The organism is Rhodothermales bacterium (assembly GCA_039944855.1).
GTDB lineage: Bacteria > Bacteroidota > Rhodothermia > Rhodothermales > JANQRZ01 > JBBSMX01.
The window spans coordinates 22,730-47,315 of record JBDUXZ010000024.1 but is presented as its reverse complement, the minus strand read 5'-3'; the positions used below and the strand labels follow the sequence as shown (position 1 = coordinate 47,315).

14 protein-coding genes are annotated in these 24,586 nt (G+C 70.6%); 9 read left to right on the top strand and 5 right to left on the bottom strand.

Annotated features, from left to right (window positions below):
* Window positions 1-63 precede the first annotated feature (63 nt).
* From ABJF88_12900 to ABJF88_12890, 3 genes are all read left to right on the top strand, one after another.
* Window positions 64-2,802 carry a T9SS type A sorting domain-containing protein gene (locus ABJF88_12900; GenBank protein MEP0547825.1) on the top strand — a complete coding sequence of 913 codons (2,739 nt, stop codon included), beginning with the start codon at window positions 64-66 and terminating at the stop codon, window positions 2,800-2,802.
* 143 nt (window positions 2,803-2,945) lie between these two features.
* The gene (locus ABJF88_12895; protein ID MEP0547824.1) at window positions 2,946-5,666 is read left to right on the top strand and encodes a T9SS type A sorting domain-containing protein; all 2,721 of its coding nucleotides are present in this window, start codon (window positions 2,946-2,948) and stop codon (window positions 5,664-5,666) included.
* A 188-nt stretch (window positions 5,667-5,854) separates the two neighbouring features.
* Window positions 5,855-8,581 (top strand): T9SS type A sorting domain-containing protein, encoded by a 2,727-nt coding sequence (locus tag ABJF88_12890; GenBank protein ID MEP0547823.1) that lies wholly within the window; start codon window positions 5,855-5,857, stop codon window positions 8,579-8,581.
* Between the two features lie 12 nt (window positions 8,582-8,593).
* On the opposite strand, the gene uvsE is transcribed toward ABJF88_12890, so the two are convergent.
* The gene (uvsE, locus tag ABJF88_12885; protein ID MEP0547822.1) at window positions 8,594-9,550 is read right to left on the bottom strand and encodes a UV DNA damage repair endonuclease UvsE; all 957 of its coding nucleotides are present in this window, start codon (window positions 9,548-9,550) and stop codon (window positions 8,594-8,596) included.
* 139 nt (window positions 9,551-9,689) lie between these two features.
* Here uvsE and ABJF88_12880 point away from each other — a divergent pair, with 139 nt between their 5' ends.
* The 3 genes from ABJF88_12880 to ABJF88_12870 all read left to right on the top strand — a co-directional run bounded on the left by ABJF88_12880 (window position 9,690) and on the right by ABJF88_12870 (window position 14,731).
* Window positions 9,690-11,042: a mechanosensitive ion channel domain-containing protein gene (locus tag ABJF88_12880; GenBank protein ID MEP0547821.1), complete on the top strand. Its 1,353-nt coding sequence runs from the start codon at window positions 9,690-9,692 to the stop codon at window positions 11,040-11,042.
* Window positions 11,039-14,362 (top strand): hypothetical protein, encoded by a 3,324-nt coding sequence (locus ABJF88_12875; protein MEP0547820.1) that lies wholly within the window; start codon window positions 11,039-11,041, stop codon window positions 14,360-14,362. The genes ABJF88_12880 and ABJF88_12875 overlap by 4 nt, the downstream gene beginning before the upstream one ends.
* Window positions 14,363-14,500: 138 nt before the next feature.
* The gene (locus ABJF88_12870) at window positions 14,501-14,731 is read left to right on the top strand and encodes a hypothetical protein (protein MEP0547819.1); all 231 of its coding nucleotides are present in this window, start codon (window positions 14,501-14,503) and stop codon (window positions 14,729-14,731) included.
* Window positions 14,732-14,758: 27 nt separating this feature from the next.
* Here ABJF88_12870 and ABJF88_12865 read toward each other — a convergent pair whose 3' ends face one another.
* The 3 genes from ABJF88_12865 to ABJF88_12855 all read right to left on the bottom strand — a co-directional run bounded on the left by ABJF88_12865 (window position 14,759) and on the right by ABJF88_12855 (window position 18,404).
* Window positions 14,759-15,256, bottom strand: a complete 498-nt coding sequence (locus ABJF88_12865; protein ID MEP0547818.1) for a hypothetical protein — start codon at window positions 15,254-15,256, stop codon at window positions 14,759-14,761.
* Between the two features lie 32 nt (window positions 15,257-15,288).
* Window positions 15,289-16,929 (bottom strand): PA domain-containing protein, encoded by a 1,641-nt coding sequence (locus ABJF88_12860; GenBank protein ID MEP0547817.1) that lies wholly within the window; start codon window positions 16,927-16,929, stop codon window positions 15,289-15,291.
* 98 nt (window positions 16,930-17,027) lie between these two features.
* Window positions 17,028-18,404 carry a M28 family metallopeptidase gene (locus ABJF88_12855; GenBank protein MEP0547816.1) on the bottom strand — a complete coding sequence of 459 codons (1,377 nt, stop codon included), beginning with the start codon at window positions 18,402-18,404 and terminating at the stop codon, window positions 17,028-17,030.
* Window positions 18,405-18,526: 122 nt separating this feature from the next.
* On the opposite strand from ABJF88_12855, the gene ABJF88_12850 reads away from it, so the two are divergent.
* Window positions 18,527-21,262 (top strand): DUF2339 domain-containing protein, encoded by a 2,736-nt coding sequence (locus ABJF88_12850; protein MEP0547815.1) that lies wholly within the window; start codon window positions 18,527-18,529, stop codon window positions 21,260-21,262.
* Window positions 21,263-21,453: 191 nt separating this feature from the next.
* A complete protein-coding gene (locus ABJF88_12845) occupies window positions 21,454-22,797 on the top strand; it encodes a DUF3999 domain-containing protein (GenBank protein MEP0547814.1) in 1,344 nt (447 codons plus the stop codon).
* Between the two features lie 83 nt (window positions 22,798-22,880).
* Here ABJF88_12845 and ABJF88_12840 read toward each other — a convergent pair whose 3' ends face one another.
* Window positions 22,881-23,732 (bottom strand): hypothetical protein, encoded by an 852-nt coding sequence (locus ABJF88_12840; GenBank protein MEP0547813.1) that lies wholly within the window; start codon window positions 23,730-23,732, stop codon window positions 22,881-22,883.
* 202 nt (window positions 23,733-23,934) lie between these two features.
* On the opposite strand from ABJF88_12840, the gene ABJF88_12835 reads away from it, so the two are divergent.
* A complete protein-coding gene (locus tag ABJF88_12835) occupies window positions 23,935-24,549 on the top strand; it encodes a septal ring lytic transglycosylase RlpA family protein (protein MEP0547812.1) in 615 nt (204 codons plus the stop codon).
* The last annotated feature ends 37 nt before the right edge of the window (window positions 24,550-24,586 follow it).

The window sequence follows — 24,586 nt, the reverse complement described above, 5'->3', positions numbered from 1 at the left end:
GACGACCGTCGAATCGCCTCGCGCCTCGCGCTGTTCTCCCCTTCGCATCTATCCCCTCGCACCATGCGCCTCGCTACGCTCTTCCTGCTCTTGTCGGGCCTCACGGCAGCGCCCGCTGCCCTCGCGCAGACGCCCGGCGACTGCCAGCCCGGCCGCGCCGAAGCCGACCTCGCCATCGCCGATGTGCGGGCCCGCCTCTTCAACACCGGCAGCCTCTTCTTCGGCAACACGACGGTTGCGGGCGACGGCTACATCGCGCCGAAGGGCTCCGGCCTCTCGCCCCTATTCGCCGGCGGGCTCTGGATCGGCGGCCTCATCGGTGGCGAGATCCGGGTCGCCGGAGCGACGTACGCCGACTTCGAGTTCTGGCCGGGGCCGCTGAACGAAGACGGCTCGCTCCCCAATCCCGACGACTGCTCCGCCTTCGACCGCTTCTGGGTCGTCGACGCCTTCGACCTCCAGCGCTACGACGACACCGGCGTCGCCTCCGACGACCTCGCCGGCTGGCCCGCCGACCTCGGCGCACCGGTGATCGACGGCGACGGCAACCCGAACAACTACGACCTCGCGGCGGGCGACCGCCCGGCGGTGTACGGGCACCAGACGGCGTTCTGGGTGATGAACGACGTCGGCAACGAGCACGACAACTCGCTGACGGAGCCGATCGGGTTGGAGGTACGAGCGACGGCGTTCACCTCAGCCGAAGCGCTCCTCGACCAGCACACGTTCTATCGGTACGAACTCGTCAACCGGAACAGCCAGCCCTTCGAGGCCGCGCGGTTCGGGTTCTTCACCGACCCCGACCTCGGCGATCCCGCCGACGACTACGTGGGGATGGATTCGACTCGGGGAATGGCGTTCGTCTACAACGCCGACAACGACGACCGCGGCGGGCTCAACAATGGCTACGGGGATACGCCGCCCGCCCTCGGCTACGACTTCCTCACTGGAGCCGCCGTCTCGATGTACTTCGCAAGCACGGCAGGCGCTCCGAATTCGGACCCGAACAATGGCCCCCAGATCTACAACTACCTCCGCGGCCTGTGGCTAGACGGTACGCCGGTGACGGAGGGCGGCGACGGCTATGAGACCGAGGGGCCCGTCCTCCCGTGGACCTACCCCGGCGACCCCGTCACGGAGCAGTTCTGGAGTGAGGTGAACCCAGATCCAGCTGGTGACCCCAACCCTCCCGGTGATCGGCGCCATACCATCGCCTCGCCCGCTTTCACGCTCGCACCGGGCGAGCGCCGCGTGTTCGACCTCGCGATCCTCTTCGCGCAGGGCGCGGATAACCTCGGCTCGATCGTCGCGTTGCGTGCCGCCTCGGACGCCGTGCAAGCTCGCTACGACGCAGGCACCCTCTTCGCCCCCGGCTTCGCCCCGCCGCCGCCCGGCGCCCTCTCCGCGCCCGCGCTCCTCACGCCCGACGACGGCGCGGTCTTCGTCGACGAGCCGGCCGTGCTCACGTGGACGGCCGTGCCCGGCGCCGAGAGCTACCGCGTCGAGGTCGCCACCGGCCCCGACTTCGCCGACACCGAGACGTTCTACCCCATCGAGCCGACGCTGACCTTCGAGGGGGTGACGAACGAGGTGAGCCCGTACCGCTGGCGCGTGCAGGCGCTCGGCGACGGGCTCGCGTCGAGCGTCGATTCCGAGACGCGCTCGTTCACGTTCTACCGCTACGTCTTCGACGGCCTCGCCGGTGGCATCGGCATCATCGAGACGGCCTACCCCGGTGCCGACGTGTGCCCTGACGCCGACGACCCCGGCTGCGCCGCCGGCTACCCCGGCAACACCGTCTGGCTGAGCCCGAACAGCACCGGCGACTACGTCCTCACCAACCCGGACAATGAGTTCCGCGACCTGCTCCGCAACCGCGACATCTTCGACGGAGAGGATTTCGAGATCCGCTTCACCGAGGCCTGTGCCACGCCCGGCGCCTGCCTCGGCGTCTACGCCTCGGTGCTGCCTGGAGGGGCAGGCAGCAACTCGGATCTCATCGCGAGCGTGCCCTTCGAGCTGTGGAACGTGGGCAGCGCCGCCGACGACGTGCCCGAGGACGACGTGCGGATGATCCCGCTCCTCCGTGCGCTCGAAGGCGCAGCAGCGACGGCAGCGTGGGCCGACACGTTCCCCATCGAGCAGGCCGTCATCGCCGGCGGCGACACGCTCACGCTCCCCGTGACAAATCGCGTGCTCGGCGTGATGCCGGACCGGCCGAACGGCTACGCCCTCTTCGAAGCTGCCGCGCTCGGATTCGGCGGACCCGGCTCGACGTACGTCCCGGCCGAGGACGGCGACGAGCAGGTCGACCCGAACCCCGCCGACGGCGCCGACTGCCGGAGCCAGCGCTTCTACGCCGACTTCTGCTACCGCGGCGGGAGCAACCGCATCGTCGTCCCGATTGGTGGGCTCGAAGGGCTCGTCCTCGCCGACCTCGCCGGCGACGGCACGACCCCGCCCGCCGGCACCACGATCCGCCTCGACTCGAACGACCGCGCCCCTGTGAATGCGGAGGAGGACGGCCCGGCGGCACCGCAGGCGTTCCGGCTCGGCGCGGCGTTCCCGAACCCGTTCTCGGTGACGGCGACGGTGCCGTTCGAGGTCGAGCGCCCCGGCCCGGTCCGGCTCTCCGTCTTCGACGTGCTCGGGCGGCGGGTAGCGATGCTCGTCGACGGCGACGTGGCGGCCGGCCCGCACCGGGCGACGCTCGACGGGTCGCGCCTCGCGACGGGGGTGTACCTCGTCGTGCTCGACGCCGACGGGCAGCGGCAGGCGACGAAGGTCCTCGTCGTGCGTTAGCGGCACGGGGCTTCGGATGCGCTCGGAGCCGGGGGAGCGTGCCCGAGGCTCTGGCTCCAGCGCAGAAGGGCACGACCATTCGCCTTGCCTCCTAACTCCTCACTCGCTAAGCTCTAATCCCTGCTCACCAACCCCCACTCATCATGCGACTCGCTACGCTCTTCCTCTTTCTCTGGGGCCTCCTGGCCGTGCCCGCTGCCCTCGCGCAGACGCCCGGTACTTGCCAGACCGGCACGGCCGAGGCCGACCTCAACCTCGCCGATGTGCAGGCCCGTCTCTTCAACACCGGCAGCCTCTTCTTCGGCAACACCACCGTCAGCGGCGACGGCTACATCGCGCCGAAGGGCTCCGGCCGCGCCCCCATGTTCGCCGCAGGCATCTGGGTCGGCGGGCGCATCGACGATAGTCTCCGCGTAGCGGCGGCGACGTACAACGACTTCGAGTTCTGGCCCGGCCCCCTCGAGCCCGGCGCCACGCTCCCCGACGACGACTGCTCGGCGTTCGACCGCATCTACGTCGTCGACGCCTTCGACCTCCAGCGCTACGACGAAACCGGCACGGCCTCCGACGACCTCGCCGCGTGGCCCGTCGACCTCGGCGCACCCGTCGTCGACGGCGACGGCGTCGAGGGGAACTACAATTTGGAGGGCGGCGACCGGCCCGAGATCTACGGGCACCAGACGGCGTTCTGGGTGATGAACGACGTGGGGAACGCGCACACGAACTCGCTGACGGCGCCGATCGGGCTCGAGGTCCGCGTCACCGCGTTCGCCTCGGCCGAGTCCGTGCTCGACCGTCACACGTTCTACCGCTACGAGGTCATCAACCGGAACAGCCAGCCCTTCGAGGCCGCGCGGTTCGGGTTCTTCGCCGACCCCGACCTCGGCGACCCCGCCGACGACTACGTCGGGAGCGACTCGACGCGGAGCATGGCCTTCGTCTACAACGCCGACAACGACGACGTCGGCGGACTCGGCGGCGGCTACGGGATGAACCCGCCGGCCTTCGGGTACGACCTCCTCTCCGGCGCTGCCGGGGCGATGTATTTCACGAACACTGCAGGTGGTCCGACATCGGACCCCAACAACGCGGAACAGATCTACAACTACCTCCGCGCGCTCTGGGGTGACGGTACGCCGGTGACGGAGGGCGGCGACGGGTACATGACCTCGGGGCCCGTCACGACATGGGCCTTCCCCGGCGACCCCGTCACCGAACAGTTCTGGAGCGAGGTGAACATCGGCGGCACCGGCGACGAGAACGACCCCGGCGACCGTCGCAACCTCCTCGTGTCGGAGGCCTTCACGCTTGCGCCGGGTGAGAGCCGGACCTTCGACCTCGCGCTCCTCTTCGCGCAGGGCGCGAACAACCTCGACTCCGTCAGCGAACTCCGCGATGCATCCGACGCCGTGCAGTTCCGCTACGACGCGGGCACCCTCTTCGCTCCCGGCTTCACGCCGCCCGAGCCCGGCGGCCTCGCCACGCCTGAACTCGTATCGCCCGCCGACGGGGCCTTCTTCGACGACGAAGCGGTCCTCGAATGGTCGGCCGTGCCCGGCGCCGAGAGCTACCGCATCGAGGTCGCGACCAACGCCGACTTCAGCGACCGCCAGGTGTTCTACTCGGCCGATCTGTCGCTCACGTTCGAAGGCGTATCCAACGCCGTGATCGACTACTTCTGGCACGTGCAGGCCGTGGCGGACGGGCTCGCCACGAGCGAGTTCTCCGACAGCCGCTCGTTCCGGTTCTACCGCTACGAGTCCGATGACTTCGGCCGCGGCACGGGCATCATCGAGACGGCCTACCCCGGCGCCGACGTTTGTGAGGATAGCGACGATCCCGGTTGCTCCGAGGGCTACCCCGGCAACACCGTCTGGCTCGACCCGAACTCGACGTCTGACTACGTCCTCACGACGCCCGAGAACGATTTCGGCGACCTCTTCCGCTACCTCGACGTCGCGGTTCCGGACGACTACGAGATCCGCTTCACGGAAGCGTGCGCCACGCCCGGCGCCTGCCTCGGCGTCTACGCCTCGGCCCTCCCCGGCGGCTCCGACCTCATCACGAGCGTGCCCTTCGAGCTGTGGAACGTGGGCCGTTTGGCTGAGGACGTGCCGGAGGACGACGTGCGCATGATCCCGATGCTCCGCGCCCTCGAAGGCGCAGCGCCGACGGCCGCGTGGGCCGACGTCTTCCCCGGCTCCCAGGTCGTCCTCGTCGGTGACGACGCGCCCACGCTCCCCGTCACGCAGCGCGTGATCGGCGTGATGCCCGACCGGCCGAACGGCTATGACTTGTTTGAGGCCGCCGCGAATGGCTTCGGCGGACCGGGCGCGACCTACGACCCCGCGACCGACGGCGACGAGCAGGTCGACATCAATCCGGCCGACGGCCGCGATTGCCGCAGCCAGGACTTCTACGCCGACTTCTGCTACCGCGGTGGCAACAACCGCTTCGTCGCCCCGATCGGCGGGCTCGAAGGGCTCGTCCTCGCCGACCTCGCCGGCGACGGCACCACGCCGCCCGCCGGAACGGTGATCCGGTTCGACTCCAACGACATCCTCTTCGTGGATGCCGAGGGCGAAGCCCCGACGGCACCGCAGGCGTTCCGGCTCGGGTCCGCGTTCCCGAACCCGTTCGCCGCGACGGCGACGGTGCCGTTCGAGGTCGAGCGCGCCGGCGCGATCCGGCTCTCCGTCTTCGACGTGCTCGGGCGGCAGGTCGCCGTGCTCGTCGACGGCGACGTGGCGGCAGGCCCGCACCGTGCCACGTTTGACGGCTCGCGGCTGGCGACGGGGGTGTACCTCGTCGTGCTCGAAGCGGACGGGCAGCGGCAGGCGTCGAAGGTCCTCGTCGTGCGTTGACCCTGTCAATGCTTCCGTGCAGCGAGTCTCGGTATCCCTGCAAGCGGCCCTCGTCGGACTCGATCCGACGAGGGTCGCGCGTTGCAACACGGTGCGGCGCGGCCTATCCCTAATCGAGTGGCTTCTATCTTTGGGACACCGTATCCTGGCGACGCATCATCCGGCTATCGACCCTTACCTCCTCGCTCATGCGCCTGTTCATCGCCCTCGTCCTCACCCTCTGTGGCGCCGTTCCTGCCCTCGCGCAGACGCCCGGCAATTGCCAGACCGGCCGCGCGGAGGCCGACCTCGCCATCGCCGACGTGCGCGCCCGCCTCTTCAACACGGGCTCCCTCTTCTTCGGCAACAGCACCGTCAGCGGCGACGGCTACATCGCGCCGAAGATCTCGGACCGTCCGGATCGCTCGCCCCTGTTCGCCGCGGGGATCTGGGTCGGCGGGCTCATCGGCGGCGAGATCCGGGTCGCCGGAGCGACGTATGCCGACTTCGAGTTCTGGCCCGGCCCCCTCGAGCCCGGCGCCACGCTCCCCGACGACGACTGCTCGGCGTTCGACCGGATCTACGTCGTCGACGCCTTCGACCTCCAGCGCTATGACGCGACCGGCGAGGCAACGAGCGACATGCTAAACTGGCCCTTCCATCTCGGTGCGCCAGTCGTCGACGGCGACGGCAACCCCGACAACTACGACCTCGCGGCGGGCGACCGGCCCGAGGTGTACGGCCACCAGACGGCGTTCTGGGTGATGAACGACGTCGGCAACGAGCACGAGAACTCGCTCACAGAACCCATCGGGCTGGAGGTCCGCGTCACGGCGTTCACCTCGGCCGAGGCCCTCCTCGACCAGCACACGTTCTACCGGTACGAACTCGTCAACCGGAACAGCCAGCCCTTCGAGGCGGCGCGGTTCGGGTTCTTCGCCGACCCCGACCTCGGTGACCCCGCCGACGACTACGTCGGGAGCGACTCGACGCGGGGGATGGCCATCGTCTACAACGCCGACAACGCCGACTTCGGCGGGCTCAACGGCGGCTACGGCACGATGCCGCCCGCCTTCGGGTACGACCTCCTCTCCGGTGCCGAGGTGGCGATGTACTTCAGCAACAATCCAAGTGCTCCGACCTCGGACCCCGACGACGGCGACGAGGTCTACAATTACCTGCGCGGGCTGTGGAAGGACGGCACGCCCGTGACGGAGGGCGGCGACGGGTACATGACCTCGGGACCCATCACAACGCGGGCGTTCCCCGGCGACCCCGTCACGGAGCAGTTCTGGAGCGAGGTGAACCGCGACGGCACGGGGTCAAACACTTCCCCCGGCGACCGCCGCAACCTCCTCGCGTCGGAGGCCTTCACGCTGGCTCCGGGCGAGAGCCGCGTGTTCGACCTCGCGCTGCTCTTCGCGCAGGGCACGAACAACCTCGACTCGGTGACGGAGTTGCGGGACGCCTCCGACGCTGTGCAACCCCGCTACGACAGCGGCTCCCTCTTCGCCCCCGGCTTCGCCCCGCCCCCGCCGGCCGGCTTCCCCCCCACGCTCGAGTCTCCAGCCGACGGTGCCGTAGTCATCGACGAGCCTGTGGACCTCTCCTGGTCGACCGTGCTCGGTTCTACGAGCTACCGCGTCGAGATCGCCACCGACCCCGACTTCATCGACCTCGAAGTGTCGTATCCCACCGACCCGGCGCTCACGTTTACCGGGCCGACGAACGAAGTAGAAACCTACTACTGGCGCGTCAAGGCGGTTGGGGCGGGCCTCGCATCGACATCGTACTCGGAGGCCCGTTCGTTCACACTCTACCGCTACGCCTTCGACGGCCTCGCCGGTGGCGTCGGCGTCATCGAGACGGCCTCCCCCGGCACCAACGTCTGCCCCGACGCGGACGACCCGGGCTGCACCGAGGGCTACTCCGGCAACACCGTCTGGCGTGACCCGAACTCAACAGCCGATTACGTCCTCACCAACCCAGACAACGATCTCTCCGACCTCCTCGTCGATGGGGCTGTTTTCGACGGCGACGACTTCGAGATTCGCTTTACGGAAGCCTGCGCTGCGCCCGGCGCCTGCCTCGGCGTCTACGCCTCTACGCTCCCCGACGGCTCCAACCTCATCGCGAGCGTGCCGTTCGAGCTGTGGAACGTCGGCAGCGCCGTCGTCGACATACCGGAGGATGACGTGCGCATGATCCCTCTCCTCCGCGCCCTCTCCGGCACCGAGCCGGCCGCCGCGTGGGTCGACACGTTCCCCGCTGAGCGAGACGTCATCGCAGGCGACGATACGCTCACGATCCCGGTCACGCAGCGCGTGATTGGCGTGATGCCCGACCGCCCGAACGGCTACGCCCTCTTCGAGGCCGCCGCGAACGGCTTCGGCGGGCCGGGCGCGACGTATGATCCGGCGACCGACGGCGACGAGCAGGTCGACATGCTCCCCGACGGGAGAGATTGCCGCAGCCAGAACTTCTACACCAACTTCTGCTACCGCGCCACGAGTGGCTTCGTCCGCGTTGTTGCCCCGATTGGCGGACTCGAAGGGCTCGTCCTCGCCGACCTCGCCGGCGACGGCACCACGCCGCCCGCCGGGACCGTGATCCGGTTCGACTCCAACGACCGGCTCACGGTCGACGCTGAGGACGACGGCCCGACGCAGCCCACCGCATTCCGGCTCGGCGCGGCGTTCCCGAACCCGTTCGCGACGACGGCCACGGTGCCGTTCGAGGTCGAGCGCCCCGGCCCCGTCCGGCTCTCCGTCTTCGACGTGCTCGGGCGGCAGGTCGCCGTGCTCGTCGAGGGCGACGTGGCAGCGGGCCCGCACCGCGCCACATTCGACGGCTCGCGGCTGGCGACGGGGGTGTACCTCGTCGTGCTCGAAGCGGGCGGGCAGCGGCAGGCGTCGAAAGTGCTCGTCGTCCGCTAGCCCAGCGTCAGTTCAGCCGGCGTCCACCCCCTCGGCCACGGTTTCGGCCGGGCCGAGGGGTGCGGGCACCGTGCCGTCGCGGAGGTAGTCGGCGAGGGCGAGCGTGGCGCGCTCCTTCGCCTTCGCCTCCAGCATGATGTCGTACTCCCCGTCGCCTCTGACCGTGTCCATGAGGGCGACGAATTCGTCGAGGTCTTCGGGCCGGACGTAGTCGGCGTGGGCGGTGGGCGGCCCGTCGGGGCGGGCGGACGAGAGGTGGAACTTCGGGACGCGCCCGCCCCACGTCGCCACGACGCGGTCGAGCTTTTCGGTCAGCCCCTCGCGGTAGTCGTCGCCCGAGTGGAGGCACTGGTGGTGGAAGTAGTCGAAGACGAGGGGGATGCCGAGCCGTTCGCAGAGCGGGAGCACGTCGTCGAGCGAATACGTGGTGTCGTCGTTTTCGAGGATGAGCATCTGCTGCGCCCGGTCCGAGAGGCGGCCGAAGGTCTCCACGAACCGTTCGACGGCCGCCGCCTTGTCCCCGTACGCCCCGCCGACGTGGAGCGTGAGCGTCCCGTGGACAGGGTCGATGAGATCGAGGAAGCGGGCCTGGTGCTCCAGCTCCGCGATCGACTCCTCGACGACGCGCCGCTTCGGCGAGTTGAGCACGGTGTACTGCCCGGGGTGGGACGAGACGCGGATGCCCTCCGCTTTGACGACGCGGCGGATGTCGCGGAACAGCCAGTCGTAGGCCTCGGCCCAGTCGAACGGGAACTCCGGCTTCGTCGCGAACGGGATCACGTCGGACGAGACGCGGAAGAAGTGGATGCCGTGCTCGGCGTTCCACCGCAGCATGTCCAGGATCGACTGGAGGTTCTGGGTGATGACGGGGATGAGCCTTTCCGTGCGGAGGTTCGCGAGGCGGAGGGTCCGGCTCTTCGTGCCGAGGGTGAGGTTGATGCAGGCGTAGCCGAGGTGACGGAGGCGCATGGCGGAGGGGCGAAATGGGGCGAAGGGAGCACGTTGTACGGACCATTCCCGCGTCCGTGCCCGCCGAGAACTCCGGCGCCCCCCGAAGTTGGAGCGCCGCCGTACATTCGGGCATCGTTCCGTCGCCCACCTGCCTCCCATGGTCCTCCCGCGCCTCGCGCTGTCTCTCGTACTGGCTCTGGCCTTCGCGCTCGGCGGCCCCGCCGCGGCCCAGCAGGCCGCCGACTCGGTCGCACCCCAGACCGTCGCGCCGACGCCCACCGCGCGCGACACTGCGGCTTCGCCCCCCGCCACCGCTGTAGTGCCTCAAGCCGCACCGGCGACTCGGGAAACGGTCCCTCCGCAGACGGCGGACGACGTGCGCGCCGAACTCGCCACACTCCGCGCCGCCGTTCTCGGGCTCGCGGCGCAGAACGACAGCTTGATGCGATCGCTCGGCACCGTCGCCGGGTTGGCCGCCCGGAACGACAGCCTCGCGCGGGCCCTCGCGCGGCGCCCCGCCCGCGATACGACGGCCCGCGCCACCGCGCAGGCGACCATCGACGACGTCGCGGGCACGGCGACGCAGGCGCTCCAGAACTTCGGGCCGAAGCTGCTCGTGTCGATCCTCCTCGTGATCCTCGCGCTCTACATCGTGCGCGGGTTCGTCTGGCTGCTCGAGGAACTCGCCGCGCGCGGGGCCGAGCGGCGCCTGTTCTACAAAAAGCTCATCCCGATCGTCCGCCTGCTCGTCTGGGCTTTCACGGTCTACCTCGTCATCACCGCCGTCTTCCGCATTCCCGGGAACAGCCTGCTCGCCGCGGCTGCCGCTGTCGGCGTCGCCGTCGGGTTCGCGGCGCAGGAGGTACTCAAGAACATCTTCGGCGGGATCGTCATCATCCTCGACCAGCCGTTCCAGGTCGGCGACAAGATCGCCGTCGGCGGGACGTATGGCGAGGTCGTTTCCATCGGCCTCCGCTCGACGCGGATCGTCACGCCCGATGACAACCTCGTCTCCGTCCCGAACTCGCAGGTCGTCGCCGACCAGGTGGCGAACGCGAACGCGGGCGAGCTGAACCTCCAAGTCGTCACCGACCTCTACCTCCCCGGCTGGGTCGACGTCGCCCTCGCCAAGCGGATCGCCTACGCCGCCGCCGCCAACTCGAAGTACGTCTACCTCGACAAGCCCATCGTCGTCATCGTGAAGGACGAGTTCAAGGAGACGTTCCTGCTCCACCTCAAGGTCAAGGCCTACGTGCTCGACACACGCTACGAGTTCCTCCTGATGAGCGACGTCACAGAGGCGGCGAAGGTCGAGTTCCTCCGCACCGGCCTCCTCCGGCCCATGCCGACGGTCGATGCGTACGTGGACGCGCTCAACGACATGAACGAGGAGATCGTCGACGAGCGCTCGGGCGAACGCCCCAGCGGGGACGGCGCGAACGGCGACGGCGCCTCGGCCCGCCGCGCCGCCCCCCATCCGCAGCCCGAATCCCCGCCCGACACGGCATGACCGACGCCCTCCCCCCCGACGCCTGGCTCGACGCCGACACCGATCTCCAGCTCCGACTCGACGCCCTCGACCGGGACGCCCGCGCGGCCCACGCCGTGCTGCGCGACGCCGTCCGCGCCGACGCCGCTGAGCCGCTCCGCGCCCTCACCGCCGAGGCCGCAGCCGTCCACCGGCGCACGATGGAGGTCTACGGCTTCGACCGCCCGCTCGACGCCCCGCCGCGCCCGCCCGAGGTGCTGTGGGACGCGCTCACCGCGTACCGCCGGGAGATGACCGACGCGCACACCGCATTTCGGGACGGGCTCGAAGCCCTCGACCTCGGCGCCACGCTCGGCGGCCGGTACACGAAGATGCTGGCCTCGCTCGCGACGCTAGCCGACGACCAGCCCGCCGTCGTCCTCCGCCCCGAGCCCGAGGGCCTCGTCGCCGCCGAGGCCGGAGACAGCGTCGCCCTCCTCGGCCGGAAACTCACAGAGCGAACGCGCCGCCGCAGCCGCGAACTCGGCCGCTCCGTCACGAACGGGCTCCGCGGCGTCGTCCGCAAAGCGCCGCGCCCGGCCGAGCCCGTCGCGCAGTCGGTCCCGCTCCGCGCCCTCGTCGAGGAGCAGGTCAGCGTCCGGCTGCCCCACGCTTTCGCCGCCGAGCACCAGCGGGTGCAGGCCGAGTTCGGCCGCGCCGTCGCCCGGCTCGAAGACGCCTTCGCGACGTGGGCCAACGAGCTGCTCCGGCTGGAGTCCAAGCTCGACCGGCCGCGCTTCCACGCCACCGACGCCCTCGCGTGGGCCGCGCCCGCTCCGGCCGATCCCGACGCCGCGCCCGACGGTGCTCCGGCGCCGCCGCCGCCCGTACCCATCGCCGAAGTCCGCCGCGTGCGCGAGGTGGCGCAGGCCCTCGACGCCGCGCTCCACGGCTTCGCCCTCGCCCCGTCGCTCGACGACGAGGACACGCTCGCGCCCGCCCGCGACGCCCTCGTCGAGCGCGTCCGCCGCAGCGGCTACGACAGCGACCGCGTCGCGGCGCCGGGCGACGGCGAACCCCTCGCCGAGATCCGCAGCGACGTCGAGCGCTGGGCCGACTGGCACCGGATGGTCGTGCGCCGCATGGGCGTGGACCGCCTGCTGCTGTACCTCCGCGAGCGGCTCGTCGAGGAGGTCGAGCGCCTGATCGACGGCGTAACCGACGCCGTCGTGCTGCCCGTGATCGAGACCGTGGAGGCGGCAGCGGGCGTGTTCGGCACGCTGCGCGCCGAGGCCACCGAGGTCTGTGACCGGATCGACGACCCGGCGGCCCTCGCCGACGCGCTCCGCGGCGTGCTCGACACGGCCCTCCACCACGTTGACCGCGCGATGCTGCCCGCGCTCCAGACCCTCTCGCTCGACCGCGCGGTGGAGGAGGCGCTCGCCGCGATGCGCGGGCGGCTGAACGAGGCCGTCGCGGCGCTCCCCGAGCGCGTCACGCTCTACGCGAGCCTCGGCCCCGACCGCGCCGGCCACGCGGGCCGCACCGCCGAGGTGGAGCTCCAGCGCATCGTGCGCACGACGCTCAGCGAGGAGTTCGTCGCCTACCTCCTCAAGAGCGCCGATGCCCTCCGCCAGCCCCTCTTCAAAGCGATCTCCGGGGCCGAGGGCATCCGCGATGTCGTCCGCTACAATATCGAGACGGCGATCGAAGAGCTGGAAGCGGTCGCCAGCCACCCGGCTACGGAGACGGCCGCCAGGAGCGACGACGAGGGCGAGGACGCCTTCGCGAACGCGCGCGAGCTGACCGTCGACGGGCTCGCGCGGGCCGAGGAGCGGCTCCACAGCATCACGGCTCCCCTCGGCGAGCCGTGGCAGGCGTTCATCCGCCGCGCCACCGAGACGTTCGAGAACGGCTGGACCACGCTCCACGGCCGCGCGAACGCCGCCAACCTCGTCGAGGCGCAGTTCCTCGACTTCAAGACGCGCACGCAGCAGACGTTCACGCGGGCGCAGCGGCAGACGCGGGAGACGGGCGAGCGCACCGCGCTCGCGCTCCGCAAGTGGCTGCGCTTCGGCCGCGTCGGGGCCAAGCGGCTCGTGCAGATCGGGCAGGCCGCGGCGGGCCTCGCCGCGCAGACCGAGGCGGACCGGCAGCGGACGCTCGACGCCCTCGCCGAGGCCGCCCGCCTCCATGCGGGCCTCCCGCTCGTCTACCGCCGCCTCTTCTCCTTCGCCCCCCTCACCGACGCGACACTCTTCGAGGACCGGGCCGACCAGCTCGCCCGCGCCGCCGAGCACGCGAAGCGCTGGCGCGAGGACCGCGACTCCAGCGCCCTCATCGTCACCGCCGAGCCCGGTAGCGGGCGGACGTCGTTCCTCAACCTCCTCCGCGCCACGACCTTCGCCGACGACGAGACGGTCCACCTCGACCTCACGGACCGCACCGCGGACGAGGCGACCCTCGCCCGGCTGATCGGCGAGACGCTGGGCGTCGACGGGGCCGCGTCGTTCGAAGCGCTCGAAGCCCACCTCCTCGCGCCGGAGCACGTCGGCCGCAAGCGCGTCTGCCTCATCGAAGGGCTCGAACACCTCCTCCTCCGCGCGCCGGGCGGGCTCGACCTCGTCGAGCGGACGTTCATCTTCATGTCCCGCACCGACGCGCCCGTGCTGTGGGTCGGGACGATGGTGCTGCCGGGGTGGCGGTTCGTCGAGCGGACGGCCCCGCAGATCACCGGGCTCGTCGACGCCGTCGTGCTCCCGCCGTTTACGCGGGCCCAGGTCGAGGCGGCCCTCATGAAGCGGCACGCCCGCAGCGGCCTCCCCCTCACCTTCGCCGAGCCCGCCGAGCCGTCGCCGCTCTTGGCGCGGCGGCTGAGCAAAGCCACGTCTCCCGAGGCCCGGCAGGAGATCCTCCACGGCGAGTTCTTCGATGGGCTCTACCGCGCGAGTGGACCGAACATGATGCTGGCCCTGCTCTATTGGCTCCGCGCCGCCGACTTCGAAGTCACGGCTGACACCCTCACGCTCCGCCCCGTCCGCCCGCTCGACTTCGCCTTCGTCGGCGCGTTCGACCTCCCGCGCTCATTCGCGCTCAAGGCCCTCCTCCAGCACGGCACGCTCACCCTCTCCGAGCACGACCGCATCTTCCGCACGACGCGCGACGAGAGCTTCCTCATCTTCGAGTCGCTCCACAACCTCCGTCTGATCCAGCCGACGGACGGGACCGAGGCGGGGCTGCCGGCCCGGCGCAACGGCGTGCCCGGCGTGTCGCAGCCCGTGCAGGAAGGGGTACGTTACCGGCTCCACCCCCTCGCCGTCGCCCCGGTGACGGACGCGCTGCGTGCGAAGAATATGCTGTGACCGGGACCCGACGGACGGCGGGAGGCGGTGGCTTCGGGCGAGGCCGTGCAAAATCACGCCCGGGTAGAACCTTCGATGAAGGATTGAAGTAGACCCCGTACCTATCTGCTAGAAAATGACGATTCCCGGCAGCCTGCCATGCTCGGCGCTCTCTTTCTCCTCTTCGGCCTGATGCCATTTTTGATCGGGGTGTACGCGTGGCACCTCGTCCGGCGACGCGGCGAAGACGGACCCGACGAGCCCCCGCCGCCGCCCGATCCGCAGTCGCCGCTCCCGACCGTGCCCCCGGCCCCGCGCCGGCGCGACCGTGCCCCGCTCCGCCCGCCCGTCGTCCGCGCTCGCTGGACTCCCGTGCGCCGCGTCCGCTGAGTCGCAGGGCGCCGCTTCGGCGACGCGCTACTGCCCGGCCGCCTCTGCCGCCGCGTCCGCCTTCGCCATCTCCTCCACGAGCACGCGCCCGGCGACGCCGTCCCTGTCGATCCGCCTGAGTTCGGCCGAGCGGCGCGCTTCCAGTTCGTTGAGCCGGCGGATCTGAGCGGGGTAGCGCTCCATCGCCTCCTCCTCCGACATGTCGAGGGCGAATGCGGCGCGGTTCTGCTCCAGGTAGCGCAGAAGCCGGGCCGCATCCTCCGCCTGGTTCCACGCCGCGATCGGCCCCTCCACCCGCGCGAGCACGCTCACGAACGCTTCGAGCGAGTCCAGCGCGACGTTGAGCGCCTGCGCCTTCGGGTCGGCGTCGGTTTCCGTGTTCGGGCGCGGGTCGGCGATGAGGGTGTCCGCCCGCACGTCGGGGACGGTCGCCTCGGTGACGGTGGGCTCGGCCCGGTCCGGCTCTGCGTTGCAGGCGACGAGCGTGGCGATGGCGAAGACGAGGACCGTGAGGTTGCGGGACATGCGGGGCGATGCGATGGGAATGCGGGACGGCGTCAGCGGACGAGCGTGAGCCGCTGCGTGAGCACGGTCCCGCCCGCACCGCGAGCGGGGTCCGTGACTTCGAGCCGGTAAAGATAAACCCCGCTCGGAAGCCCCGCCGCGTCGAACGCCACCGCCTGTGCCCCGGCCGGCCGCGCGCCATCGACGAGCACGGCCACCTCGCGCCCGAGCACGTCGTAGACCGCGAGCCGGACGCGCTGCGCCGTCGGCAGCGTGAAGCCGATCGTCGCCCGGTCCGAGAGCGGGTTCGGGTACGCCGCGCCGAGCGCGAACGTGCCGGCCGGCGTCGCCTCCGCGGATGTGGCGATGGGGAGTTGGGCCCGCCGCGCATTCGCGAGGAGGTCGGCGAGGTCCACGCCCGCGACGAAGGCGAAGCGGACCGTCTGCGACGAGCCCGCCGCGAGGTCGTACGGGCCGGTGCCGGTGACGGCCGCGCGCTCGGCCGGCTCAGCGCCCGGCGCGACCGCCGTCGTGAGCGCCTCCCACAGTTGGGCGTCCGTGCCCATCGCCGTGTCGGTGCTGTAGCCGGAGAGCGGGCCCATGGCCTTCTCGGACCAGGATACACCGAAGTACGGCCCAGCCTCGACAGGGTCGAAGACGTAGACGAGGCCCAACTCCTCGTTCACCCCGCCGCGATCGTCGGCGGACGTCGTGCCCGCGTCCCAATCGGCGAAGATGCCGACGTAGACATCTTCGAGATCGCTGCCCGAGACGTTCTCCACCTCGAGTTCGACGATCACGAAGGGATCGCCCGCGCGGGAGTACGAGCGCTCCGTCACGCGGACGCCGAGGTCGGTGTTCTCGAACGCGGCGATGAAGCCCTGGTCGAAGTCGTCGAACGGCTCCGGGAACGGAGCGGGGAGCATCATCCCGTCACCAAACCTCGTCCATTCGGACGCCCCGTCGTAGGGGTTCGTAGCTACGTTGCCGTCCACGCCGACGAGGACGGTGCTCACGAAGAGGCCGTTGACCCCATCGAAGACGAAGCCTTGTCCAGCGAACCCAATGTCTGTACCGAGGAAGCCTTGGTCGAACACGTCGAACTTGACCGTGCCCGTGTCGTGCGTGCCCACACAGTGGAAGCACGGCAGCTCATAGCTCACGCGAATCGGGATGATGATAGCAGGCCCGCCGAACTCCAAGTTCGTGAGGATCTCCAGACCGCTGGCGCGGGAGATGAAGGCCGCTGGGATCGTGCAGCCCTCCTCTGGTTCGCAGTCGCCGCCCATCTGAACGAGCGTCTCGCTCTCGGGCCCTTCGCGCTCGTCGTTGAAGACGACGACGGCGACGGCACCGGCGGCGACCGCATTCTGCACCTTGAGGACGAACGTGCATACGCCGCGCTCGACGATCGCGATGTTGCCCTCGACCTCGGCCGCGCTCTCGGGCGTGTAAGGGTTGCAGCCCTCATCCGGAGGCGAATCGGGGAACTCTCCCGTTGGACCGGACTCGACGGTGACGAGCGGAAGCGGCCCGATCTCCTCTCCGAGGTTAAATCGCTGGCCGAAGGCGGCCCCGTAACCGGGATACTCAGTCCCCTGGTATTCAACGTGGACACTGTCCGGCCCCTGCGCGGAGGCGCATACAGGAGCGAGCGCGAAGAGGGCGAGCAGGACGTAGCGAACGGCGTTCATGGCGAGGCCCGGTCGGTGAGCGGACGGCACGGCGAGCGCCGCCCCTAACACCAAGTAAACCCTCTACTCACCCGAATCCAAACGAAACCGTACGCCCCTCAGCGCGGCAGCCGCTCGGGCAGCTCGGCGACGTAGTAGGCGAGGACGGCGAGCGCCGCCACGCACCGCTGCAGCTCGCGCACGTCGATCTTGTCCATCGTATCGGCCTCGGTGTGGTGGACCCAGAAGTACGTCGAGCCGTCCACGCTGAGGCCCGCGCCGGGGACGCCCTCCGCCATGATCGGGCCGATGTCGGCCCCACCGCCGCCGCGCGTGATCCCCGTCTCCGTCCGCGCCTCGGTCGCCGCCATGACGGGCGCAAGCAATTCGTTCAACGGATCCAGCATGGCGAACGCTTCGTCGCTCGCCGTGACGCCGAAAGAGACGGGCGTGAACACGCCACCATCGGTCTCGACGGCGAGGACGTGGTCGTCGAGTTCGTCGAGGTGGGCGTCGCGGTAAGCCCGGCCGCCGCGCAGCCCGTTCTCCTCGTTCGTCCACCCGACGACGCGGATCGTGCGGCGCGGCCGGAGCCCGAGTTCTTTGAGCAACCGCACGGCTTCCCACGACGCGACGACGCCGCCGGCATCGTCCACGACGCCCTGCCCCACGTCCCACGAGTCGATGTGGCCGCCGATGACGACGATCTCCTCCGGCGTCTCGCGCCCGCGAAGCTCGGCGACGACGTTGTGCGAGAGCGCGTCGGGCAGCATCTCGGCCTCCATGTCGAGGTTCACCACGACGCGGTCGCCACGGTCCTGCATCCGCTGGAGCATCTCGGCCCCCTCGATCGTGAGCGCGGCGTGGGGGATGCGCGGGAGGTCGTCGTCGTAGACGAGCGTGCCGGTGTGCGGAGTCTGGAGCGAGACCGGCCCGACCGAGCGGACGAGGCTCGCGACGGCGCCGTAGCGGGCGGCCTCGTTCGCGCCGCGCGTGCGGTACGGCACCGTCTGCCCGTAGGTCGTGAACGGCACGTTGAAGAGGACGATCTTGCCCGGCACTTCGTCCGCCCGCCGCGCCAGTTCATCGAAGGAGCCGACGACGAGGACCTCGGCCGTGACGCCGCCCTCCGGCGTCCCGACGCTATTCCCGATGCCGAGCATCGCGAGCCGCTCGCGCCGGGGCTCGATGAGCGTCACCGACTCCTCGCCGCGGACCCAGTGCGGGACCATCACCGGCTCGCCTCGGACGTTGTCGAGCCCGTCGGCCTCCATCATCTCCAGCATCCAGTCGATGGCGTCTTCGAGGGCCTGGCTTCCGCTGAGGCGATGGCCGAAGGCGTCGGCCATCTCCGCGAGCCGGACGTACGCTGTGCTGTCGGCGAGGGCGGCGTCGATGATGCGGTCGGCGGTGGCGCGGAAGGGCGAGGCATCGGGGGTCGGCTGCGCGACGACGGGGGCGGCGAGCGCGAGGAGGAGCAGAGCGAGAGAGCGCATGGCGGGGCGAATAGTGGAGGGGCGGCGGAAGGTACGCCTCCCCGCTCTGCGTCGAAAAGGTCGCCCGCGTTGCCTCCCGACCTCCGCCGATCTAATTTCGGGCTTCCCCACGAGCCCCGCCTATGAAACGCCGCATCCTGCTGACCGCGCTCGGTGCCTTCGCCGGGGTCTCGACGTTCACCTCGTCCGGCCTGCTGATCGGGGCGGCGATCGGGTTCGCAGCGGCCCTCTTCCTCGAAATGCGGGAAGAGATCGAGACCCTCTCCGACCGCGTCCTCGACCTCGAAACGCGCGGCACCGCCGCCCCCGTCTCTGCGACCGCTGACATCCCGGTGGACGAGGTCTCGCCCGAAGCGATGCCGGAGGAGTTCGTGCCGACGGAGCCCGTCGCGAAGCCCGTCGAACTGCGCGACCCGATCTCGGCTCACGATCCGCCGCCCGAGTTCGACGCCGAGCCAGCGGCGGATCCGCGCCCGGTACCGCCGCCTGTTGTGGAGCGCGAGCCCGCCGAGCCGTCGCTCGTCGCGCAGGCGTGGACGCTGTTGACGGGCGGCAACCCGCTCGCGCGCATCGGGATTGCGATGCTGTTCGTGGGGCTCGTTTTCCTCATCGGCTACGCGACCGAGCAGGGCTACCTCTCGATCGAGATCCGCCTCCTGGCGACGGCCGCGGCCGGGCTCGCGCTCGTCGTCGCGGGGTGGCTGCTGCGCCGCCGGGCCGAGGTCTACGCGGTGACGTTGCAGGGCGGCGGCGTGGCGGTGATGTACCTCACGGTGTTTGCCGCATTCCAACTCTACGACGTGCTCCCGCCCGCGCCCGCGTTCGTGTTGCTGGCTGCGATCGCCGCGTTCTCGGCCGTGCTCGCGATCGTGCAGAACGCGCCCGTCCTCGCCGTCGTCGGCGTGCTCGGCGGCTTCGGCGCCCCCGTGCTGGCCTCGACCGGGCAGGGCGACCACGTCCTGCTCTTCTCGTACTACGCCGTGCTCAACGCGGGCGTGTTCGCGATCGCGTACGTCAAGTCGTGGCGCTCGCTCTACCTCGTCGGCTTCGTCTGCACGTTCGTCATCGGCGGCCTCTGGGGCGGATTGAATTACGAGCCTGCGCTGTTCGCCTCAACGGAGCCGTTCCTGCTCCTGTTCTTCGCGCTCTACTTCGCGATCCCCGTCCTCGCCACGCGCCGCCGCGCCCCGCGCCTCAACGCGCCGATTGACGGCTCGCTCGTGTTCGGCCTGCCCGTCGCGGCGTTCGCGCTGCAAGCCGTGCTCGTCGAGCCGTTCGAGTTCGGGCGGGCGTGGAGCGCGTTCGCCCTCGCCCTGATTTATCTCGGCACGGCGACAGCGCTCGCGCGGTCGGAGCGCCCCGAGACGCGCCCGCTCGTCGAGGCGTTCTTCGCGATTGGGCTGACGTTTGCCACGCTCACGATCCCGTTCGCGCTCGACGCCGTGTGGTCGGGCGCGCTGTGGCTGCTCGAAGGGGCGGCGCTCGTGTGGACGGGCGTGCGGCAGCGGCGACTGTGGCTGCGGATCTCCGGCCTCGGGCTCCAACTCGTCGCTGTTTTCCTGCTCGTCGGCGAGGACGCGCTCGCGTTCGACGCGGTGCCGCTCGGCGTGCGGCTCTCGGGCTGGCTGGCCGCGCTCACGCTCGGCGCGTCGGCGTACTGGCTCCACGCGAGCGACGGCGTGCGCCCGTGGGAGCGCCGGCTAAGCCCGGTCGTTCTCCTGCTCGGCGTCTACCTCTGGAGCGCGAGCGGGCTGACGTTCTTCGCCGACCGGATTCCCGACGACTCCGTGGCGAGCGTGCTGCTGACATTCTTCGCCGTCTCGGTGTGGGGATTCGTGGAGTTGGCTCGCTCGCTGCGGTGGCCGGCGCTCGGCGCGACGGCGCTGCCGCTCGGGCTCGGCGCGGGCTACCTCCTCCTCCCGTTCTTCCTCTTCTTCCACGAGCACCCCCTCGCGCACGGCGGCTGGCTGGCGTGGCCGCTGGCGTTCGTCCTCCTCGGCGTCGTGCTGTGGCGGCGCGAGGGCGCGACGCTCCCCCGCCGCCTCGGCGTCGCGCACGCGGCGGCGCTGTGGCTCTTCGCGCTCGTCGCTACGCGCGAAGTGGCGTGGCTGCTGGACCGGTGGACCGACGGCGGCGCAGGCTGGGCCGAGGCCGGCGTCGGCGTCGTGCTCGCCGCGCTCGTGCTCGCGGTGATGCGCCCGCCGGATGTGCTCGCGCGGTGGATGGCGTCGCACCGAACGGCCTACCTCCGGATCGGCGCGGGCGGGCTCGCCGTGGCCCTCCTCGGGTGGTCGATCCTCACGGACCTCTACAGCGCGGGCGATCCGTCGCCGCTGCCGTACCTCCCGCTCCTCAACCCGTTCGACCTCGCCCACATCGCCTCGCTCCTCGTGCTCGCGCTCTACGTCCGCGTGCTCATCCGCGCCGAGCGCACGACGCCCGCTACGGCATCGCTGCTCTACAGCGCACTCAGCCTCGGCGTGTTCGTCGCCGTCAGCGGGTTCGTGGCCCGCGCGGTGCACCACCTCGCTGCCGTCCCGTTCGACCCGGACATCCTCTTCGCCTCGACGCTCTTCCAGACCGCGCTCTCGATCACGTGGGCGCTGCTGGCGATGGCGGTGATGATCGCGGCGACGCGGCTCCGGCTGCGGACGCCGTGGTTCGTCGGCGCGGCGCTCCTCGCGCTCGTCGGCGTCAAGCTGCTCGTCGTGGACCTCTCGAACGCCGGCACGCTCGCGCGCATCGTGTCGTTCGTCGGCGTCGGCCTGCTGGTCCTCCTGATCGGGTACTTCTCGCCCGCCCCGCCCCGCCGCGATGAGCCCGAAGACGTCGAGCCCGAGCCAATGGTCCTATCCTAAGCAGGCAGTTTAGATACTATGTGGCAGCGGGCAATAGTGCCCTCCCCCTGGACAGGGGGAGTCCCGCGCAGCGGGGAGGGGGTAGACCAGGAACGCTTCCGCGGCCCGCTTTCTACCACCCCTGTCCCCTCCTGTCAGGAGGGGGACTTCCCATCGATAGTTACTAAACAGTCTCAAACTCTCGCCCGCCGATGCGTCTGCTGCCGCTCCTCTTCCTATTCGCCGCGTCCGTCGCGACGGCGCAGGTCGCCCCGTCCGACTTCGCGTTCGGTGCCGACCTCACGCTCGACGGCGACGGGCCGATCTACCGCGTCACGGTGCCGCCCGCCGTCTACCGCAGCGCCGTCCGCACCGACCTCGGCGACCTCCGCGTGTTCAACGCCTCCGACGAGCCCGTGCCGCACGCCGTCGAGCGCCCGGCGTCGAGCACGCGCTCCGTCCGCACCGTCGCCCTCCCCTTCTTCGTCCTCAGCGATACGACGCGCGCGAGCGATCCCGCCCTCACTGTCCGCCGCGACGCCACCGGCACGGTCGTCGAACTCGCCCCGCGCACCGATCGTGCCGACCGACCGCGCGCAGCCTACCTCCTCGACACCCGCGGCACCGATCGCCCGATCCGCCGCCTCACCTTTTCGTGGGCCGACGACGCGCCGAGCTTCGTGACGTCCGTGCAGATCGGCGCGAGTTCCGACCTCGCCCGGTGGACGCCGCTCGTCCGCGACGCCGCGCTCGCCGATCTCCGGCAGGGCGATCAGCGGCTCGTCCGCCGCACGGTCGCCTTCGACGTGCCGACGACGGCGCGCTTTCTCCGCGTGACGTGGCCCGAGGACGAAACGCTGCCGCCGCTCACCCGCGCCGAAGCCGAGGTCGTCGAGGCCGAGCGGCCGGTGGAGCGCGCGTGGCTGCCGGCCCCGCTGCTCGACGCGTCGGGCTCCATGTACACCTTCGACCTCGACGCCCGGCCGCCCGCCGACGGCGCACGCATCGCGCTGCCCGAAGTCAACACGCTCGCGAGCGCCACGCTCGCATCCGCGGAGACGCCGGACGGCCCGTGGCGCACGCGCGCCTCCGGCCCGATCTACCGCCTCCGCATCGACGGCACCGAACTGACGACGCCCGATTTCTCGTTCGCCCCCACGTCCGCCCGCTACTGGCGGCTGACGGTCGAGCCCGAGGGGGCTCTCGGCCAGCAGCCGCCAGCGCTCGAGGTTGGCTACGTGCCCGAGACGGTGCTATTCGTCGCGCGCGGAACCGACCCGTTCCGCCTCGCCTTCGGCAGCTATGCGGCAGAGCCGGCCGGACTCAGCCCATCCACCGTACTCGGCAGTGTGCCCCGCGTCGGAGCTTCCGCGTTGGTTTCTCCGGCAAGCGTCGGCGAACCGTTCGACCTCGCAGGTCCGGCCGCGCTCCGACCGTCGGACGAGATCCCGACACAGCGGCTCCTGCTGTGGGCCGTACTCGTCCTGGGTGTCGGGTTCCTTGGCTGGATGGCGTGGCGACTCTCCCGGCAGATCCGCACCGAGCACGGCGCGTAAACGACAGTGCGTAGTCATACGAAATGAGCGCGGGGCGAGGGGATACACTCCCGTCGCCCCGCGCCCGTGTGTCTGCGCTCGCCCTACCGATTCTTCTTGTCCTGCGCCTGCCGACGGCGCTTCTCGCGCACGCGGGCGTCGCGCGCCGTCTCGTCGGCCTGGTCTGTCATCGGGAGCTCGTCGGCGTCGTACTCACCGTACCAGCACGAGAGCGCGAGGGCGAGGGCGAGGTCCCGGTGCTCGCCGAGACTGGCGGGCCCGGCGTTGCTGTCGTCTTCGAGCCCGTGGCGGCGCGGCGGAGCCGTCATCGCCTCAGCTACGGTCGCCGTGCGGTCGTCGGCGTCACCGCCGATCTTGGCGACACCGACCGCGGCGCTGGAACCGGAGAGCTCGGGCACGGCCGGCTTCGGGCCGTCCTCGGGAATCGTCTCGGTGGGAATGCCGGTCGTCTCTTCGCGGGCGAGGGCTTCCATCTGCGGCGAGGCCTCGGTCGCCCCGGCGTCGTCGCTCATCGCGCCGTAAAGGGCAGCGAGCACGGCCGAAAGTTTCTCGTCCTCGTTCGGCATCTCGACGGTGCGGTGCCGGTACACGGCCTCGAACGTGTCGACGAGCGTCTGCTCCGTTACGCGGAGCGTGTCATCGCCCCCGCTCCCGCCGACTTCGACGGGCACGGCGCTCAGTCCAACTTTGCCGAAGCGGTCGGCCATTTTCTGCCCGCCCATCACCACAACGGTGACGCGCCCGGCGTACTGCTCCTCATCGGCGAGGAGATCCTGAATCGTCTCCACCGGGTCGTCGTCGCCGAAGTGACCGACATCCCGGATGTAATACCCCGGCTGATCGTCCCCGTTGCGCGTGGCCTGTTCGGTGAGGACGTAGGCGGCGGGGGTGTTGGACGAAGCGGCGGTGCTGACGGCACAGATGAATTGCGACATGGATCGGATGATAGGCGAAGGAGAGATGGGACGTGTTGTACGGCTCGACACCTTGATGCAGTTCCGAAATTGACTCCGTTTCGGCGCATTCCGCGGAGGTATCGTGAGTCTGGAGCCGTAGCGGAACGAGCACGGGGGCCGCGCCCGTACAAGACCTGTTAGTTTTAGCGCCACACTCACAAGTGCCCTCGGGCTCTCGTTTATGCATGACGCTCCCCACCGCGACCACGAATCCCTCCCTACACGACGGAAGCGCGTCCCGCTCGCACGGGCGTTCCGCGGACTCCGTCGTCGCATTACGCTCTACCGCACCGTCGCCGCGACCACAGCCGTCGCGCTCGTAGCGCTAGCGGCCTTCACGGTCGTCCAGGCCAACGAGCAGCCGGAGCCCGTCCCGCTCGGCACAGGCAAGGCCGGCGTCGAAGGCGTCACGAATGCCCCACGCGGGCTCGACGCTACTGCGCCGGAAGCGCCGGCTCGCTCGGCCGAAGCCGCACCGGAGGCCGCGCCTGCTAAGCCGCTCGGCGATGGCGACGCCAGCTACTACGGCGAGGAACTCGCCGGCAACCCCACGGCCAGCGGGGAACGCTTCGACCCCACGAAGCTGACCGCCGCCCACCGGACGCTCCCGCTCGGCAGCCGCGTCCGCGTCACGAACACGCGTACCGGTGACGCGGTCGTTGTCCGCATCAACGACCGCGGCCCCTTCCACGGCCAGCGCGTCATCGACCTCTCGAAGGCGGCCGCGAAGCAGATCGGCATGCTGAAGCGCGGCACCGCGCGCGTGAAGCTCGAACTCCTCCCCCGGAACGTCTGACGCCGTCCGCGTCGGCCCGCCCCGCATCGTCTTTCGG

What these genes read in the sequence shown, in the direction of transcription:
- ABJF88_12875 (MEP0547820.1), top strand. Translation starts at nt 11,039, where the DNA reads ATGACCGACGCCCTCCCCCCCGACGCCTGGCTCGACGCCGACACCGAT.
- ABJF88_12850 (MEP0547815.1), top strand. Translation starts at nt 18,527, where the DNA reads ATGAAACGCCGCATCCTGCTGACCGCGCTCGGTGCCTTCGCCGGGGTC.
- ABJF88_12900 (MEP0547825.1), top strand. Translation starts at nt 64, where the DNA reads ATGCGCCTCGCTACGCTCTTCCTGCTCTTGTCGGGCCTCACGGCAGCG.
- ABJF88_12880 (MEP0547821.1), top strand. Translation starts at nt 9,690, where the DNA reads ATGGTCCTCCCGCGCCTCGCGCTGTCTCTCGTACTGGCTCTGGCCTTC.
- ABJF88_12870 (MEP0547819.1), top strand. Translation starts at nt 14,501, where the DNA reads ATGCTCGGCGCTCTCTTTCTCCTCTTCGGCCTGATGCCATTTTTGATC.
- ABJF88_12895 (MEP0547824.1), top strand. Translation starts at nt 2,946, where the DNA reads ATGCGACTCGCTACGCTCTTCCTCTTTCTCTGGGGCCTCCTGGCCGTG.
- ABJF88_12845 (MEP0547814.1), top strand. Translation starts at nt 21,454, where the DNA reads ATGCGTCTGCTGCCGCTCCTCTTCCTATTCGCCGCGTCCGTCGCGACG.
- ABJF88_12860 (MEP0547817.1), bottom strand. Translation starts at nt 16,929, where the DNA reads ATGAACGCCGTTCGCTACGTCCTGCTCGCCCTCTTCGCGCTCGCTCCT.
- ABJF88_12835 (MEP0547812.1), top strand. Translation starts at nt 23,935, where the DNA reads ATGCATGACGCTCCCCACCGCGACCACGAATCCCTCCCTACACGACGG.
- ABJF88_12890 (MEP0547823.1), top strand. Translation starts at nt 5,855, where the DNA reads ATGCGCCTGTTCATCGCCCTCGTCCTCACCCTCTGTGGCGCCGTTCCT.
- ABJF88_12865 (MEP0547818.1), bottom strand. Translation starts at nt 15,256, where the DNA reads ATGTCCCGCAACCTCACGGTCCTCGTCTTCGCCATCGCCACGCTCGTC.
- uvsE (MEP0547822.1), bottom strand. Translation starts at nt 9,550, where the DNA reads ATGCGCCTCCGTCACCTCGGCTACGCCTGCATCAACCTCACCCTCGGC.
- ABJF88_12840 (MEP0547813.1), bottom strand. Translation starts at nt 23,732, where the DNA reads ATGTCGCAATTCATCTGTGCCGTCAGCACCGCCGCTTCGTCCAACACC.
- ABJF88_12855 (MEP0547816.1), bottom strand. Translation starts at nt 18,404, where the DNA reads ATGCGCTCTCTCGCTCTGCTCCTCCTCGCGCTCGCCGCCCCCGTCGTC.